Raw genomic sequence first — 17,028 nt, 5'->3', positions numbered from 1 at the left:
TATTTCATACATAATAATCTGAAAAAACTAGTAATTCAAGTCCTAAATAAAAAATGCCGTGCAATTACTATTAAGTTGGACATCCATAAGTTAATCAACTCACAAAAATATGTAACATGAAATTAGAAGAAATCTTCTTTCTCGTTAATGTGTCAGTCAAATCATCCCCAGTAATATTTGTAAAATAAAGATATTTTGTTTATATTCAAATTAACCTGATTACAATTTAGCAATAGAAATACGATGTAAATTTAAATAGCATTTATGGGGGAATCAGACGTGCAATTACCAACCTTTAAATATAATCCAAACGCATTAGAACTAGGGATTTTTAAAAAAGAATTTACGACTTGTTCTGTTTGCAAAAACGAACGTGAGTATGTTTATAGTGGTCTTTTCTATTCTATAGAAAGGGTAGAAAGCATCTGTCCTTGGTGTATTGCTAATGGAAATGCATCTAAAAAATTTGATGGAGAATTTCAAGATCCATACTCCTGTGAGGAAGTAAGTGATGAAGAAAAAGTAAAAGAACTTATCCATAGAACGCCTGGATATGGTGGATGGCAACAGGAGTATTGGCTGAGTCATTGTAATGATTTTTGTGCATTTATTGGATATGTGGAATGGGAAGAAATCGCTCTTTTAGCAATTTCATATAAACCGGTTCCTACACGTTTTATTAGTTCACTACAAAATTGAATATCAATTGCCGTCATTAAATATGCCAGCCTTTCTCTTTGAAATAGCTTAACATTTTCCGGTAATTCTCCCCATACTTCTCTTGAAATTCTTTCCCAAAATCCTCTTCGATGTGCTGCATCATCATATCATGGTAAAAAGCATTTTTTATTACTTCAATTACTGCTGGATGATTCGTCTCTAATGCAGATGGCTTAATCTCTCCTCCGAAACTACCAATTAAAGCTGAACTAGAATCACAGAGAATAGAAAACTTCCTTTCATCAGCAGGCCACTCTTTATCCCTATAATGCTGGAATACATGTTTAAGAGGTGTTTTACATGTTCCGATTGTAATTAAGATAACACTAATTCCTTTGCATTCCGCTACAAGTAGTGCTTTCTCTATATAGTGCAAGTCTTCTGACCAAACATCTACAACTATAGATGTTTCCGCATTTGCAATAACGCGGCGTACAGCATTATCTAATGCATTACTTCCTTGCCAATTATAAAAAGCAGGTGCAGGTCTAGGTGGAGTTTTTAATTGATTGATAAGTGCCTTCGAAGTCTGTTCAAATTCAGTTTGAAAAAGACGGATTAATTGCTCAATTGGAACAGCATTATAAAGAACCGTCTCCCCTTCTATGCTTCGACAAGCTCCTTTATCCGTTAATGATCGTAACGCAGCATATACATTTGTTCTTGAAACAGATACCCGTTTTGCAACTTCATAGCCAGACAAATCGGATTCTTCGTGTAATGTCAAATAACATCGCGCTTCTAGATCTGATAATCCTATCTTTTTTAATAAATCAATCATGGAAACACTCCTTACTTTGCACATAAATTCCGCATTGAATTTAAGTGGTATTTTATAATACTACTTAATTCATATTAATCTTCCCTTAAGAGAAAGTCAACAAAACTTTATCCGTCTTTTCTTACTTATAAAAAATCAGAACAACATTTTATTACGGATAAGTTTCACATGTATAATTATGGTATTTCTCATTTTTATATCGACATGTATTCGTAAAGTCGGGGGAGTTTTTAATGAAGAGTGTTTCTGTTCAAAACCTTGTTCCCCTGCTAATAAGGTTCTGAAAAGTCATTTCAATACGCGAAAACAAAAAAGTACTCATTGAGAGTACTTTTTTATTTATTCTAATTTACTGACAGTATTCTATTGTCATCAGACTAAGAAACAAAACACATTCCAGACAGAAAAAATACTTATAACCTATATTCAAAAAGAAATATTTTAATGAATTCTATATTGTCCAGATAATTGTTCTTCTCCCATACGAACTAAACGCTTCGTTATTTCTCCGCCTACAGAACCGTTTGCACGCGCTGTAGAATCTGGTCCAAGTGTAACACCAAGTTCACGAGCAATTTCATATTTCATTTGCTCAATAGCACTCGCTGAAGCTGTTATAAGTATTTCATTTGTATTGTAATTTTCACGAATATTCATTGCTTCACCTCCAGTTAATTTCTTATATGTTTCTCTAATTACCCATAAATATACATACATAAATTCAAAATATTTAACTTCATAACAAAGGGATTCTAGAGTAGAAATCTTTTCCTAATCTATATCCTTTAAATTCATCAACATCAATATCTCCAAGTACTTTATTTCTCTACCATCCAAATTATGTTAAGATTATTTTAATATTTCGAAAAATATATAAAAGGAGCCTAATAATAATGGATGTCTACTTAGTACAACCCACAATTGACTTACAAGAAGAATATTTAGAATTCTATCAAGAATGGAAAAATAGTGGTGAAACGATGATTCCTTGGGTTATCACAAAAGATCCTTCTAATTTTCCAGTAATGGTTCAAGAGTTGCTGGATGCAGCGAAAGGTAAAAACATTCCCGATAGTTGGGTACCGGACTCTACCTATTGGCTTATCACAAATGACAACAAAATCGTTGGTGCTGTAAATATTCGTCATCGTTTAACTGAGCATCTATTCAATGCTGGTGGGCATATCGGTTATGGTATTCGTCCTTCAGCAAGACAAAAAGGATATGCTACAAAATTATTAGCTTTATCATTAGAAAAAATAAAAGAATTAGGTGTTACAAAAGTACTTGTCGTTTGTGATGAAGGTAATACTGCTTCAGAAAAAACAATTTTGCATAACAGAGGACTTCGTGATAATGATTTTATCGAAGAAGATGGTAATGTTGTAAAAAGGTATTGGATTGAGCTGCAAACATTCAGTTATTAATGAAAATGGAGGGATTCACATGTCTACATTAGCAACCCAATTAGAACATATAATTCATACTGCATCTCAAAAAATTATACTTTTTTCTGACATGGATATAAAACTCGCCCCAACAAAATGGTCTAAAAAAGAAATCTTAGGTCATCTTTGCGATTCCGGTACGGTAAACCATAGACGCTTTGTTGATATTCTTACTTCAAAGGAAACAATTATACTCACTGGCTATGATCAAGATTTGTGGGTGCAAGTACATAATTATCAACAATCTTTTTCAGCAAATGAAATTCTAAAATTATGGGAAGCTATTAACATACAAATGATAAAATTACTAAGCAATGTAAAGAATGAACACTGGCAACTTACATGTAAGTTGGAAGACCAACAGGAAGTAACTTTAGAATGGCTTGTTACAGATTATATTGATCATATGAACCATCATCTTAATCAAATATTTACAAAACATAAAAACTAAATTCCTTTTCACCCTTTCCCGATTTGGATTACATAACAAAAATAAAGAGGAAAGCTCACAGCCGGACCTCCTCCTTATTTTTGTTATAAAAAAACTTATGCTTTTCTATACATAAGCACCTTTTTTCTCTATCATTATGCATTATGAGTCATTTGTTTTCTTTATTCTTCTTCCTTCTATTGACATCTTTTAACGTTTTACTAAATCCTAAAATCAAAATAATAAATATTATTCCAGCAATTGCTACCATTTCTAAAATGAATTGCATAGTTCTCTCCTCCTCAAAGTTATGCCTATTATCCTTTATTAAAGCTGTTATCTATTTGGACAAACTTTCATTTGGTTCACTTGGCGTTTTTATATCAAATTATAGCTGTCTAATTGTAAATATACTTTTAAAACACCCTATTTCCTATTTATTCTAGTTTATCAAAAGAAGTTTTTTAAATCAGTAGATAAAGTAAATCTTTAATAATCGGTTGGGGCTTCATCCCCACTGATTATTAGCCCTCAAGAATCGAGCTTTTACAGGAAGTTTATCTCCCACCTAATCTCTTTGCTTTTGCTGATTTTTGAGGTGGGAGTATTACTGCCCGCGAATAGCGGATAAATTTTCATTACTGATTTATACGTATACAAAAAGCCACCCCTTCTAGAAAAATACTAGAAAGAATGGCTCAGATCATAATAAAGTGAAACTTCGATCAGTGGAGATTCCCCTAATCTTCCACTAATCGTTAGTTGAATCTATAAGACTTTTATGTACGGTAATTCTTATCTTGCTGCACGTACCTCAGCAACAAGTTTTCCACCCTCTATGCTCATATAAAGCTTCACAGGCACTTCATTTGTATTTTCAAACACTAAATCTAAATATGGATATGCAATTGTAGCATCTCGGCCTTGTGGAACGTATCCTACTGTTTTGGAGTGTGTAGTTCTCTCCACCATTTTTAAACCAGCTTGATCTGCAGCATTAAAAAGAGTAGAAGATGTTTGACATACTCCTCCGCCATAACCATCTACTAGTTTCCCGTCAACAATCTCTTTTCCTAACTGATACCCCTTGTCTGGTGTTGTATCTCCAATTAATGCGTTAAAAGAGAAACGATCTCCTTTTCCTAATACGACACCACTAATATTACTTGCAGACAAACGAATATTCTCGATTCTACCACCTGTAGAAGCACCTAAGTTTGTTTCATACCTTCCTAAAACTGCACCATTTCCACTTGCATCTTCCGGCTTCGCTACAGGTTTTTTCTCAACAATTGGTAGTTGGTACGAAGAATCCCACATTCCTACGTTCATTAGTTTATCTACTAGCTCTTTTTCCATTAACTCATAAGAAGGCTTACCTTCTTGCCATGTTCCATCACTTTCCATACGAGAAGGGACCATTTTTTGATCAATAGTTTTTCCGACTTCCTTAGCAACCTTCGTTACTTCTTTTTTAAACTTATTTTCATCTTCAAAATAACCTAAGCTTGCTATATTAACATTTTTTACTTCTTTACCACTTCTAGCATCTACTAAACTTACACTTTCATTGACACCAGTCTTAGCTTCTACTGCATGCTCTCCTATGCCACTTACTAATGAAACTTCACTTATTTTTGTACCACATCCACTCACTATGCTTACACATAGTGCCCCTATTACTATACTTTGTACCTTACGTAACAATATACTCTCTCCTTTTCCCTACCATTACTCTTTGTTTTCAATTTTATGTATGTATGATTACATGACTTTGCAATATGACTACAAAATATTACAATTTGATTTCCACTATATTAAAATTACTCTTTTCTTTAAGAAATGTCTACACATATTTACTTAAAAAACTTAAGTTTGTAATGCCCCTCTTATTTAACCAGTATATACCAAATGATTATTCAAAAACAATTTTAATACATTAATATTTTGGAATTCTTCATAGGCAATTCTCATTTATAAAAACTTATCACAAATTCTCTTGAATACATTTGATGAAGCACCCTATTCAAAATAGGTATTTGCCGTGCCACCTATCCGCTCTTACACATACATTATGATGAATTCAAGCAAATTTAGAGAACGGAGGATGTTTATGTATCCCTATAATTCATATGCCCCCTACAACCTTTATAACTATCAACCATCATATGACGGGCAATCGCAATATCAACCATATATAGAACAAACAGAACAAATTGATCCATATGATCCAAATAGACAATTTCAAATTCCAATTTCCTTTCCAGGTAGTGGCGGCCGTCAGTTAGAAAGACGAGTAAATGAGCTAGAACAAAGAGTAAATCAACTTCAGCAGACAGTAGAACGTCATACACGTAGACTCAATCGATTAAATCAGCGTTTACGTACTGTAGAGAATCGACTAAACATTCCATTTTCAGCACTTGAGGATGGATTTTAAATTAGTAAAACAAAGAACTATATAGGAAGGGACTCTCCCTTCCTATATTTCAAATTAACAGATAGTAAGCCTCTGTTATCCGTTTTATTTTATTAAATTGACGAAAGTTTTCTCCATCTCTATACTGATAAGAGTCAATGAAATGAAACAAGGTGATAAATATGGATTTTGAAATAAACTTCCTCTCCTTCTATGTCGTACAAGTAGAAGGAAAAGGTGAACAAGCAGATAAGCGATATAAACATTTTCAAACGTTAGATGCTGAAGAATATGAGGACAGCCCATTAAAAGAGTTCTTAGATGGTGAATTATTAAAAATATCTAAACGAAAAGTAGAACGTCATGCAAAAACCGAACAAGCCCCAACAAAGATTGGTCGATTTATTGTAGAAACTGGGCACGAATTCGATTCCAACCCTCATTATAATTTATTTAATCGTATCCGTTTTGCAGAAACGAAAGAGAATTTTAAAGATATGAGTGAACCTCTCGTTTATACATATATCGATACAAGTGCAGTACGCGGTGGTGTATTTTTAGTTGCTCAAGCAAAACTGAGGAAATACTTTGACGATCCATTCGTATTCGTTATGAAGTGTGACTTCGAGCCAAAAGTTGCTTCCATTTCCGACAAAACAACACTTATTCGCAACGTTGAAATGGCAATTACGACAAAAAATATGAAATCTATTCAATACCCATACATGCCAGAAGAAGGCATTGTCGAACCTGGCGAACTAAAAATCCACCAAGCATCACACGCACGCTACTTTGAGGATTTCTTAAAATTCGTCGAATACGAACGCTCTATGCCAGAAATTATGAAAACACAAGTTATGGACATGGTATACGACCAAATCGAAGACGTATTTGAAGAAGGTACGGAAGAACGAGAACAATTCGACCAAGCGATGGAAGTATGGGCCGCCAGTCCTAAGCGTGAAATTATGGAACATTTCACAACGGAAGAAGTAATGGAAGCTACAGCGCAAATTGTGGAGCATACCCCTGAGATAGAATTAAAGCTAAAGGCAGATCATATTTCTGTGAAGGCATTGCTTGCAGATTTTGGGGAACAGATTCATATTGCCAAGGTTAATGATAAATATGTACTAATGATTGAGGCGGATACACTTACGTTTGAGAAGGGATTCTCTCCTATTGAGTTTTTGAAGCCGGATGAGTTAGAGAAAGTAATGGAGCGGATTGCGAGTAAGACGTAAACTAAAAGAAATTTTAGTGTCACTAAAGCGATTTTTGTATTTGGTAATCTAAAAGTAAGCACGTATAATCGTTAAAAACCCAGCCATTCTTCTTCAATTACTTCGAAGAAGTGGCTGGGTTTTTAATGACAAAATGGCTGGATTTTCAATTGACAAATACACTAGCTCCTCACATATGAGTTATCTATTCATTCTTCATACATACAAATTTCTTTAAGTCAGCTTTTACTTTGATTTGCTTTCTTTAAGTAAGAAATCGTTTGGTCTAAACCAAATGAGACGTCTGAAGCAGGCTTCCATTTTAATACTTCAATCGCTTTACTATTATTTAACTGGCTATGAAGAATTTCTCCTTTATAGATTGAGGCATCATTTCTTTTATTACGACGTTCCATACATGTTCTACATATCTCTTATAAAAGAGTGATAGATTCTTTCTATCTTTGAAATCATCCCACCTTGAGTTAGATGTTGTCGTGAATATTCCTGAGCATTTCTTCCTAAACGTTCACGAAGACTCTTATTTGCTAAAAGCAATTTAAGAGCATCGGAAAGTTGTTGTACATTTCCCGGTTCACAAATGATCCCTGTTTTTCCGTTTTGAATCATTTCTGGTATACCACCGCAATTTGTTGTAACAATAGCTTGACGAGAAAACATAGCTTCAATAATTGAAATCGGAAAATTATCGTTAATGGTAGGTAAGACATAGATAGCAGAAGAGGAAAGGATTTCTGGTATATCTGTTCTTCTGCCAAAGAACCTGATATTGTCGAGACCAAGTTGTAGTACTTGGTCTTCTAGTCTTTCTCTCATGACACCATCACCAACAATCCATATTTCTACATTAGATAAATCTTGTTGAATTTGCGAGAGCGCTTTGAGAAAAATGTCATGACCCTTTCTGGGAGAAAGGCGGGAAACACAGGAAATTACAAGATTATCATCATACTCTTGTTTAGGTATAGAAGCTTGCTGAAAATGTATGCCTGTATGAACAGTAACCAGTTGCTCTATCTTTGCGCCATACTCTTTTAAAGGGGAATGAAAAGAATTACTGATCGTTATGATTTGATCGGATGCTCTTATTCCCTGTTTTTCAATTTCACTAAAATAAACTTCCTCAATTGATCCTTTTTTAATTTTATCGAACTTTAACCGGCTTTTTGTAAAATGTCCATGCGGTGTAAAAAAAAGAGGTTTCTCATATTCTAGATTTAGTTGTCCTAATAAAAAGGCAGAAAATAAATCTTGTGCATGAAACACATCATATTGTTCTAGACTTCTTCCTCTTAAGAAAGACTTATACACGTTCATGAAACTAGTGTTTTTTATAATTTTTTCATTGACTGTACCATATCGTTGCAGCAGAAAGTCCCTTGCATGTTCGGCAGCCTGCGGGATATCTTGCTCTAGATGAACTGCTGTCATTTGAGTAGGTGAGATGACATCTACGTCATGACCATACTTTTCAAAACCTGTTTTTAAGGAAGTAATATAATTTGATAACCCTCCAGTATTTGGATATCGCAAAAACGTTACGTAGAGAATGTTTAGTTTATTTGTTTTACTTGGTATGCGATTCTTTTTGATTCCAAATGTCTGAAATGGTTCCAGTAAATAATTCTTTTTACTATCTATTTTATAGTATTCATCCATGACTTTTAGCAGGCTCGCATGGAAGGGACAGATGTATTCATTTCGCTCTTCCTTTATTGTATTCAGAAGCATCTCCTCCTAACTCTACTAATGTGAAAATTTTATTTATCTTATAAACCTAATTCTCTTCCCCAAGTTGAAACTTTTTCAAGATGATACGTTAATAGCTCGCCACCGCGGTTATCAAATATTCTTCGTAGCTGGGTATGCAATCCCTTTTCTAATGTTCTCTGCAAATACGCCATTTTATAAAGGTCAATTGGAGCCGTTTTAAATTGAATGCCATTCTTCTGCATTTGTTTTGTATATGATTTCACACAATGCGTGCGAATTTCTTCTGCATGGATCTGCCAATCTTTTCTGAAACCTAATAATATTTCGACTAAAACAACCATATCAAACCAGACGGGTGCATATTTAATGGACTCCCAATCGATAAACTGGATGTTCCATGGTGCACCCGGTGTCACATTGTTGCTGCATATGTTTTGCATATGAAGATCACCATGCGTTATAGATGAACCATTTTCAAATAGTTCCGGGAAAAAATCCGGTCCCTTATGACATAGTTTTATTAGCGGTTTATGATAGGGTTTAATGATCTCCCTTAACCGGTCGTCTTTCGCTGCGTCATCGAGAAAAGCAATCGTCTTTCCAATATATTTGGCTCGATTACTTCTCATGTGGCTTGATTCATAAATAGGAAGCCAAGATTTCCAAACATCTTTATGCTTTTTAAAATTGTCTTCAAATGTGTGTGCGTGAAGTTTGGCAACTGTGGGGATAATGTAGTCAAAATGTTTCGGGGAGAAGGTGATCTGGCCGCGTACTTGCTGAACAAATTCCATGAATATCCAGGTGTCATTTCCGTTTTTTTCAACATGGTATATTTGAGGAAGAAACTCTTTCAATATAGGATAAGCTCTCTGATATACATTAATCTCTACTTCATTTTTATAGTTTGTTGAATGATATATTTTTAAAATAATGGGATAATGATTCGTTTTTTTTCGAAGAGATAATTTGTAGATACTCATTCTTGTTGTTGATTTTAGACACTCGATTTTAGCAGGGTCTATTACAACCTTCTCAGCCATTGAATAAGAAAGCTTTTCTGAAATCTTCAACTTCTCAAAATGATGGAATAATACTTTTGCCTCGTACAACGTTTTCATTCCTTTCGTTTTTGTTTCCAGGCGTTCTTCAAATGAGACCACGCACTTCTAATGAATGGCATTGGATCATCCCATGCAAACAAAGCAAACTCTTTTTTGCCTCGCAAGCCTTCATAAAAATCTTTCCACGTCATTTCAGCTCTTTTTTTCTTGTGACGGAACGTTAAATAATACCGCACAAGATAAATCCATTTGACACCGTCTATTTGTTTGAGCCTCGGCCCGGGGTTTTGCTTGGTTAAATATAAATAATACATATAAACAAAATCCACGCCAGCAGGTCCTGTCAAGCTATGCGTTAACCAAAAACGAGGATTTATTTCAATAAACTTATAAACCCCATCTCGGGGGTCCTTTTTAAACTCTGCCATACCAATACCTTTAAGGTTCATTTTTTCAAAAAATGGTAAACATATATCCACCAATTCTGGAACTTGTTTACTAACAATATGAGCTCCCGTTCCAAATTCAGCTGGGAATTGATGATTCTTTTGCAAAGAAAATAACGCTAGTAGCTCCATATTGTCGTCATAAAAAGTGGCCACTTTATAAAAATGCTGATTGTCGCCAGGAATGATTTCCTGAATGATGAGCTTTCCATGCTGTCGATACAATTCATACTCATTTCTTAGTTGATCTGGATTTTTTATGAATATGGCCTTTTTATTGATTTTTTTTCGAAACTCATGGCCCAAAGTCGGCTTTAATATACATGGGAAATCGAGGGCCAATATCGCTTCTTCCATTTGTTCTTTATGTTCGATCACATACGTTTTAGGACATGGAATATTATGCTTCACTGCTAATTCATACATTTTGTGTTTATCCAGTATTTCTTCAATCAGCGAATGTTCAGGAAACAAAAATAAATAGTAGTTAGACAGTTCCATTCGATATTTTGAAATGAACACCACATAATCATCCGCACCTGTATACAAAATCGGTTTCAGTTTAAATTCTTTAGCCAAATTGATTAAAAAAGTTAGTAATTCCTTTTCTTCTGATAAAGGACTTGGGCATACTCCACATGAAGCAAGACGTGATTTTCCTATCTTATAAGGTTTCTCTATATCGAACGCATAAACGTTGATCCCTTTTCTCGCTAAGCTTCTGATGATTCCGATTCCATTGGCACTTAAGTCCAGTACAACTGCTGCGTGTTCATGATTCATAGAATTCTTCCTCACTCAAATACTTTTTGTAGATCTTTTCAATATGAGCTGTCATTGTCTCTCTAGTTAAATGCTTTTTAGCAAAGTTTCTTGCACTTTCACCCAACTGCTCCCGACCTTGCTGATTTGCAATGACGAACTTTAATGCACGTGCCAGTTTATCTGTATCTCCTGGAGCGACTAGAATGCCTGTCTTGGAGTGATTCACCAATTCAGGTATGCCTCCCGATGTTGTCGAAATGACACAAGCTCCACTATGCATGGCCTCAATGATAGAAATAGGCAGGCTGTCATTTAGGGTTGGAAGTACAAAAACATCGGTTTTGCTTAAAATGTTTGGCACATCATCCCTTGCCCCTAAAAACTTCACCATGGAAAGACCCAAAGAATCGACTTGCTTTTCTAAAGTGTCTCTCATCTCACCATCTCCGACAATGAGCACTTTAATGTTATCAGTATATTTTCTTTTTAGCTTTGAAAGTGCGTCAAATAATACATTATGGCCTTTTCTTGGGCCTAATCTCGCCACACATGTAATAACGACCTTCTTGTGTGCTGATGTATTTTTTGTACGATACTTCTCAGGATAATCAATGCCCGTAAGCACAGTTGTCATGTTCTCTTGTTTGGTCCCTAGCTGCATTAACGGATCACGAAATGAATCACTGAGAATGATAAGGTGATTGGCAAATTCAATGGCTTTTCTTTCTAATGTTTTATAATAGACTTCTTCCAGCGAACCTTTTTTAAATATACCAAATTTCAGCCGGTTAAAGGTAAACATCCCATGGGGTGTAAACAACAAAGGTTTTCCGTAATATACATTGATTCTTCCTAATATATTCGCTGTAAACAAATCTTGCGCATGGAAGATATCATATTTTTTTAAGTCGATATTGTGAAGAAGCATCCTTTCATAGATATACATATGTCTGTGATTTTTCAAAATCATGCTATTATAACTTCCATAACGTGTATTAAAGAAATCTTTTAATCTGGGAACAACTACTTCACGCAGGGTCTCTACTTTACTCCGAGGAAATTGATTAGGGGAGATAATGTCAACTTGATGTCCTTGTTGTCTTAACCCTTCACTAAGTGCCGTAATATAATTAGATAAACCTCCAGTATGAGGATAGTCCCAAAACGTAGCAATTAATATAGAAAGGCTTTTCTTTCGGACCGTCTTTGGCCCTGTATTTGTATAACGTTCGTACATTTCATTCTTCTTTTTTTGAAATGAGAACGAATGAATTCCAAAATATTTATCCATTTCTTTAATTACATAGGGATATGGAAACATAAGCTTCTTTTTCATCGCCATATCCTCCTTACCACTTCGAACGCTTCAGCGTATTGTACGCCAATCGTCATTCCTCTAACTCTTCCTAAATACTGAACTCCTTCATATGAACGAGGATGAGGAAAATCTCTCATTTCTACATCGTAATGTTTGAGCGCCGCAATCTTTGAATCCATTTGATCTGTAATGTCGACAAAATAATTAGATTTGAAAGCCTTATCATTCGTGTGGATATTCCACTCACTAGAGGAAACCGTTTCAAATGTAATTAATTCTATCGGTTTTTGGTTCGGCAGAGGTCGAGTCGCGGTCAAAACCGCTTGAAAAGTAATTAAATGATCAATATTGACATCTCCATAATGGTGGGTGAAGATTTTACTCGGTTTATAGGTCTGTATTAATTGTTCTATTTCTTTCGTTAACTGATGCAGCGGAATTAATTCTAACTCTAAATTAGCATGCTCGAGGAATATCACTTCTTCAATACCAATTACCTTATTTGCACACCGGCTTAGCTGCTGTATGTGATGTGCTTCCTCTTTTCTTCCTAAAGCGGTAATGATTGAAATTACCCGATAGCCATTTTCTACTAGTCTTTTTAAAGTCCCGCCGGCTCCTAATAGCTCATCGTCAGGGTGAGCACCAATGACTAAAACACACTCTCTCATTATTTTTATCACTCCTTGTACTACTTAACTTATGATTGATGCTACAAAAAGAAACGGTCATTAGCGGAGAGCTTGCTCTATTCTTTATCATCTTTTAACAGTATTCCAACAGAAGTCCCCTTCCTTAAGCATGTGCAGGGCATGGCCCAGGTCGTTCGGTTTTTTATCTATGTTTCACCCATGTATTATAAGCAGAAGAAGGTATATTCTTCACATAGTTTAAAAAATCCTGTGACAGTCCAAATTTTTTAAACCCCTTTAATAATTTAATAGGAGCCTTGCTATTTGAGGTAAAAGCTCTTTTATGGTCAATAACTTTTAACTGACCTTCTTCATTTATTAAAACGTGTCTTACTTCCGTGTCCCATCTGGTAAATCCGATCTTTTTAAATTCATCCAACATTATTAATATTTTTTCAGTTAATTCTTCAGTGATCTGTTTTTCTTTTTTTAAGTGACGTGCAAGTGAAATTCCATGTATATACTCCATGACAATATAATTTTCTCCATATTCATAAAGTCGTGGAATAATAGGTGATGATTGTCCAATTACCAGAGCTTTCAACTCTTTTGTTTGAGTTTCTTCCAGGAAAAACATTTTCACACATTTATCATGAGTTAATTGATATACTTCTCCATCCTTCCCATCCCCAATGAGCTTATATTCCTTCAAGTCTCTTCTACTTATTCTTCTTTTATTAAAGTATGTCTTCATTTGATCGCTCCTTAATAAGTATTTCGTGTTTTTGCACTAGTATTACCTCATATTCTATGATTCATCACTTACATATGTAACCTAGATTAATATATATTTTTATAACTTGATTCAATTCATATGGTTTTTTAATAGATATTATTTTAAAACCTTGAAATGCAATAAAGTGAAAGTTTGATCAGTGGGGGGCTTCATCCCATTGCCATCAAGCTAAGAAATGCAAATATCCCCAAAACGAGAAATTTGTGCCTTTTATAGCAACGAAATTCATTTTTCTCATCTTGAGGTAGTTTATTTTTTAGATTGATAGAGATAAGGCGATTCCCGAGGGCGACTGACCCTATTAAACCGGTTGCCCCCGCTTAACATGGAATAAATACGTTATGTATTAAAAACCGACTCCTATTACATAGCCGGTTTCTTTTATTGCTTCACATACACTTAGTCTTCATTAGGAAACAGTAGGTAAAGTGATATTTGTAAAAATATTGTCTGAATCAACAAAGTTACGTATGTGATTTTTATTTGTATAGTATTTTAAATTCAGAGGTGTAGAGCCTGTATAAACAAACTCATTTCCTTCCAGAACTAGTTCATTCGCTGCATTAGCTGAGCCAGATGCTAATAAGGCACCAAAAGATGTATTGTTTATCGTGACTATACAATTTGCTGCTTTATAAATTGTATAGGGTCTGTTTGTATCTGATAAAAACAGATTATTTTTGGTATTGATAGTGATATCGCATTCTTCTAATGATGTGTATGATACTTGGTTGTCCACATTTGTCATACCGACTTCGCAGGTCGTATCTATAAGCTTTGATTTAGTAACCTTAACGTTCATGGGGCGTCCGCTAAACATATGATTTCTCAGCTCACAATTAATAAATTCTGATCTAGTGAATTCACAGACATCTACATTCTTAGGATTTGGATTTTCAGATCTGACTCGTAAGTTTTCGAATCTACAATTATCATACTCTTTCACTTTAAACGTCATTTCCTTTTGTATAGGAACAGATTTAAAGGTACATCTGCTTATTTTGTTTGCCTTTAGCCACGGTGCAGTAACTAGATTTTCTGTAAAAATAATGTAATTATTATCAAACGTGCAATTATCGCCCATTGCAATCATGTCAGGATTTACGTATTGATTGTTTGATAATGAAACCCTGTATGAATCACTAGTTACATTCATGATGCCACCTGTAAAGCTGTTGCCTTCGATATTCACAAACGCCGCACTGAAATTAGAAGTCATAAGGCCAATGTTGTTTTGACAGTTATATAAGAAGTTATCCTTAATGTTTGCATGCACGAGAGAATACAAATTGATTGCAATATTATCAATGTTGTAAATGTGATTGTGCTCTATTAAAACATCGTAACACCCGACTAAGATACCATGATAACTACCGTAAATTTCGTTATCTTTTATCGTACAGCTTGCCCCATAACTATCTTCCATATTTATCGAATATCTAGTCGGGTCATTGAAAAGCGGTTTTCCATCCAAAAACCTAACCAAACCTTTTCCATTATCACGGATTTTATTGTTTACAATTTTGTTATAGCTACCACCTAAAGTAATACCGCCCCTATGCCCATTAAATATTTCACACTTTTTCACTGTATTATGATGGGGAATCCCGCCAAACATAATAGTAATCTGCATATTCTTACTTGGGTTGGTTTCATTGTAATACTGCAATCTAAACTTAGTTGCAGTAACAGGAATAGAAATATCGGTATAAATTCGTCTTTTCTTCATAACCCCTATGAATTTGTTGCTATTGTCGTAAAAGAAGATGTCCAATTCTTTAGTATTTAAATTAGTTTTTCTAGCGTATCCTGCGCCAGCTATAAGGAAAGAATTTATCTTTGGTGTTAAATCTTGAGGTATGTTTAACAGTTTTGTTATGAGTGTATTAGCCGAGGTGATTGGTTGTCCAGTTGTGTAATCTAAAGCACTTAATGTAAGTCCTTGATCAAATTCACCATAGTTATATATAGAATCTGAGCTAAATGAAACATTATCACCCATGTAATCGCGAACTGTACAATTTGTCATAGAACAATAACTTGAACTTCTTTGAAAGAGAACTCCATATGTGTGCTCCATTGCTGCTTCTAAAGGATTCGAGAAACTCCTATCATCCCTACATCCAATGACGGTTCCGCCAAATAAATGAGAATTAGTGGTTTTGCTAAAAACAACACTATTTCCTTTAAAGTTGTAATAATCAGTAGTTGTTCTATTATCGAATGGTGATTTTTTGTTAGAATCATATATTACTTTTAGTGTTGAACCATTTAAATTAAAGTCAATATTAGAAACCATAGCGATTTCACGAGGGTAACAGATCGCATAATTCCCCTTTGGAAGAATCACTTCAACATAATTGTTAACCGCCGCAAATTGTAATGCACTGTTTATTCCCTGTATATTCTTATCAGCTTGTATATAATCAGCATCTGCATAGGGCTTGGTGGGGAATCCTTCTTTTATACCCCACTGATTTAGTTCAATTAAATAATCCAATTCCCTTCACCCCTTCATTTTCTTAAAATAGTATATTCATTGATAAAAGAAATCGTCCCTATAAAAGGAAACTGTTTTAAAAATCACTAAAATTTACAGCCCTATTCATAAAAAAACAGTTATATTCTCTCGTTAGATTTAACAGTACTCCAACAGAAGTCCCCTTCCTCAAGCGCGTGCAGGACATAGTCCAGTGGTAGGGAGGGGATGAATGTTGATCGTGCACAGCACGAAGTTTTCGTTTCCTTTTTCTGTAACTTTATGTATACTAGTAGCAAGGGGGAGGAACGTACATTCGTTTCTTTGTTTTTAGGAATCTGAAACACTACAATGAAAAAAGAGGAAGGTGATGACAATGTTGCTGAGCCGAAAATATGAAATTTTCCCAACGGAAGAACAAAAAGAAATGTTAGAACGTTGGCTGCAATATTGTCGCCAAACCTATAACTCTTCTCTTTTAGATAAACAGAGAAAATATAAAGAAAATAAGCAATTGTATACACGTTCTCACATGCAAAAGCAACAAGTAATCGATAAGAAGAGATATCCTTTTCTAAAAGAAGTGCCATCACAGCCCTTACAAGAAGTATTTTTACGACTCAAAAAGGCATATGATGGCTTTTTTCGTGGGGATACAAATTATCCCAAATTGAAAAAGTATAAAGACTATAATAGTCTCACTTTCCCTCAATTTGGATTCAAATCGAATGGGAAACACCGCTTTGCGATGTCATTTGCAGATAACGGAAATT

General features: G+C 34.7%; 17 protein-coding genes. 6 read left to right on the top strand and 11 right to left on the bottom strand.

From position 1 onward, the window contains the following. Positions 1 to 279: 279 nt before the first annotated feature. Positions 280 to 699 (top strand): CbrC family protein, encoded by a 420-nt coding sequence (locus C564_RS32655; protein ID WP_018767406.1) that lies wholly within the window; start codon positions 280 to 282, stop codon positions 697 to 699. Positions 700 to 715: 16 nt separating this feature from the next. Here C564_RS32655 and C564_RS0126285 read toward each other — a convergent pair whose 3' ends face one another. Further along, positions 716 to 1,501: a TrmB family transcriptional regulator gene (locus C564_RS0126285; RefSeq protein ID WP_018767405.1), complete on the bottom strand. Its 786-nt coding sequence runs from the start codon at positions 1,499 to 1,501 to the stop codon at positions 716 to 718. 441 nt (positions 1,502 to 1,942) lie between these two features. Beyond that, entirely contained in the window at positions 1,943 to 2,158 is a 216-nt protein-coding gene (locus tag C564_RS0126280; protein ID WP_018767404.1) for an alpha/beta-type small acid-soluble spore protein, read from the bottom strand. Between the two features lie 236 nt (positions 2,159 to 2,394). Here C564_RS0126280 and C564_RS0126275 point away from each other — a divergent pair, with 236 nt between their 5' ends. Then, positions 2,395 to 2,928, top strand: a complete 534-nt coding sequence (locus C564_RS0126275; protein ID WP_018767403.1) for a GNAT family N-acetyltransferase — start codon at positions 2,395 to 2,397, stop codon at positions 2,926 to 2,928. Between the two features lie 19 nt (positions 2,929 to 2,947). After that, positions 2,948 to 3,400, top strand: coding sequence for a DinB family protein (locus tag C564_RS0126270; RefSeq protein ID WP_003198931.1), 453 nt, complete (start codon positions 2,948 to 2,950; stop codon positions 3,398 to 3,400). 774 nt (positions 3,401 to 4,174) lie between these two features. Here C564_RS0126270 and C564_RS0126260 read toward each other — a convergent pair. Further along, positions 4,175 to 5,086 carry a VanW family protein gene (locus tag C564_RS0126260; RefSeq protein ID WP_018767402.1) on the bottom strand — a complete coding sequence of 304 codons (912 nt, stop codon included), beginning with the start codon at positions 5,084 to 5,086 and terminating at the stop codon, positions 4,175 to 4,177. 406 nt (positions 5,087 to 5,492) lie between these two features. Between C564_RS0126260 and C564_RS0126255 the strand changes: the two genes are divergently transcribed. Both C564_RS0126255 and C564_RS0126250 read left to right on the top strand, forming a co-directional pair. Then, a complete protein-coding gene (locus tag C564_RS0126255) occupies positions 5,493 to 5,819 on the top strand; it encodes a hypothetical protein (protein ID WP_018767401.1) in 327 nt (108 codons plus the stop codon). Between the two features lie 161 nt (positions 5,820 to 5,980). Continuing rightward, a complete protein-coding gene (locus C564_RS0126250; protein WP_018767400.1) occupies positions 5,981 to 7,042 on the top strand; it encodes a DUF3900 domain-containing protein in 1,062 nt (353 codons plus the stop codon). Between the two features lie 218 nt (positions 7,043 to 7,260). On the opposite strand, the gene C564_RS36990 is transcribed toward C564_RS0126250, so the two are convergent. From C564_RS36990 to C564_RS0126210, 8 genes are all read right to left on the bottom strand, one after another. After that, positions 7,261 to 7,437 carry a hypothetical protein gene (locus C564_RS36990; RefSeq protein WP_006095548.1) on the bottom strand — a complete coding sequence of 59 codons (177 nt, stop codon included), beginning with the start codon at positions 7,435 to 7,437 and terminating at the stop codon, positions 7,261 to 7,263. A 7-nt stretch (positions 7,438 to 7,444) separates the two neighbouring features. After that, the gene (locus C564_RS0126240) at positions 7,445 to 8,773 is read right to left on the bottom strand and encodes a glycosyltransferase family 4 protein (RefSeq protein WP_018767399.1); all 1,329 of its coding nucleotides are present in this window, start codon (positions 8,771 to 8,773) and stop codon (positions 7,445 to 7,447) included. A gap of 38 nt (positions 8,774 to 8,811) precedes the next feature. Then, positions 8,812 to 9,867: a phosphotransferase gene (locus C564_RS0126235; RefSeq protein WP_018767398.1), complete on the bottom strand. Its 1,056-nt coding sequence runs from the start codon at positions 9,865 to 9,867 to the stop codon at positions 8,812 to 8,814. Between the two features lie 5 nt (positions 9,868 to 9,872). After that, positions 9,873 to 11,048, bottom strand: coding sequence for a carboxylate--amine ligase (locus C564_RS0126230; RefSeq protein ID WP_018767397.1), 1,176 nt, complete (start codon positions 11,046 to 11,048; stop codon positions 9,873 to 9,875). Continuing rightward, the gene (locus C564_RS0126225) at positions 11,038 to 12,366 is read right to left on the bottom strand and encodes a glycosyltransferase family 4 protein (RefSeq protein WP_018767396.1); all 1,329 of its coding nucleotides are present in this window, start codon (positions 12,364 to 12,366) and stop codon (positions 11,038 to 11,040) included. The genes C564_RS0126230 and C564_RS0126225 overlap by 11 nt, the downstream gene beginning before the upstream one ends. Then, complete coding sequence (locus C564_RS0126220; protein WP_018767395.1) at positions 12,363 to 13,019, bottom strand: PIG-L deacetylase family protein; 657 nt, start codon at positions 13,017 to 13,019, stop codon at positions 12,363 to 12,365. The genes C564_RS0126225 and C564_RS0126220 overlap by 4 nt, the downstream gene beginning before the upstream one ends. A gap of 163 nt (positions 13,020 to 13,182) precedes the next feature. Continuing rightward, complete coding sequence (locus C564_RS0126215) at positions 13,183 to 13,734, bottom strand: AarF/UbiB family protein (protein WP_018767394.1); 552 nt, start codon at positions 13,732 to 13,734, stop codon at positions 13,183 to 13,185. A 451-nt stretch (positions 13,735 to 14,185) separates the two neighbouring features. Beyond that, positions 14,186 to 16,276, bottom strand: a complete 2,091-nt coding sequence (locus tag C564_RS0126210; RefSeq protein WP_018767393.1) for a right-handed parallel beta-helix repeat-containing protein — start codon at positions 16,274 to 16,276, stop codon at positions 14,186 to 14,188. Positions 16,277 to 16,625: 349 nt separating this feature from the next. On the opposite strand from C564_RS0126210, the gene C564_RS0126205 reads away from it, so the two are divergent. Next, positions 16,626 to 17,028, top strand: a 403-nt coding sequence (locus C564_RS0126205) for a helix-turn-helix domain-containing protein (RefSeq protein ID WP_018767392.1), incomplete at its 3' end; no start/stop codon positions are given.

Source organism: Bacillus sp. 105MF, from assembly GCF_000374885.1.
GTDB classification, from domain to species: domain Bacteria; phylum Bacillota; class Bacilli; order Bacillales; family Bacillaceae_G; genus Bacillus_A; species Bacillus_A pseudomycoides.
This window is presented reverse-complemented; position numbering and strand designations above follow the sequence as displayed.

Bases quoted from the DNA above. Each gene is read 5' to 3' on its own strand.
- C564_RS0126285 (WP_018767405.1), bottom strand. From the start codon at position 1,501: ATGATTGATTTATTAAAAAAGATAGGATTATCAGATCTAGAAGCGCGA.
- C564_RS0126280 (WP_018767404.1), bottom strand. From the start codon at position 2,158: ATGAATATTCGTGAAAATTACAATACAAATGAAATACTTATAACAGCT.
- C564_RS0126275 (WP_018767403.1), top strand. From the start codon at position 2,395: ATGGATGTCTACTTAGTACAACCCACAATTGACTTACAAGAAGAATAT.
- C564_RS0126270 (WP_003198931.1), top strand. From the start codon at position 2,948: ATGTCTACATTAGCAACCCAATTAGAACATATAATTCATACTGCATCT.
- C564_RS0126255 (WP_018767401.1), top strand. From the start codon at position 5,493: ATGTATCCCTATAATTCATATGCCCCCTACAACCTTTATAACTATCAA.
- C564_RS0126250 (WP_018767400.1), top strand. From the start codon at position 5,981: ATGGATTTTGAAATAAACTTCCTCTCCTTCTATGTCGTACAAGTAGAA.
- C564_RS36990 (WP_006095548.1), bottom strand. From the start codon at position 7,437: ATGGAACGTCGTAATAAAAGAAATGATGCCTCAATCTATAAAGGAGAA.
- C564_RS0126240 (WP_018767399.1), bottom strand. From the start codon at position 8,773: ATGCTTCTGAATACAATAAAGGAAGAGCGAAATGAATACATCTGTCCC.
- C564_RS0126230 (WP_018767397.1), bottom strand. From the start codon at position 11,048: ATGAATCATGAACACGCAGCAGTTGTACTGGACTTAAGTGCCAATGGA.
- C564_RS0126225 (WP_018767396.1), bottom strand. From the start codon at position 12,366: ATGAAAAAGAAGCTTATGTTTCCATATCCCTATGTAATTAAAGAAATG.
- C564_RS0126220 (WP_018767395.1), bottom strand. From the start codon at position 13,019: ATGAGAGAGTGTGTTTTAGTCATTGGTGCTCACCCTGACGATGAGCTA.
- C564_RS0126215 (WP_018767394.1), bottom strand. From the start codon at position 13,734: ATGAAGACATACTTTAATAAAAGAAGAATAAGTAGAAGAGACTTGAAG.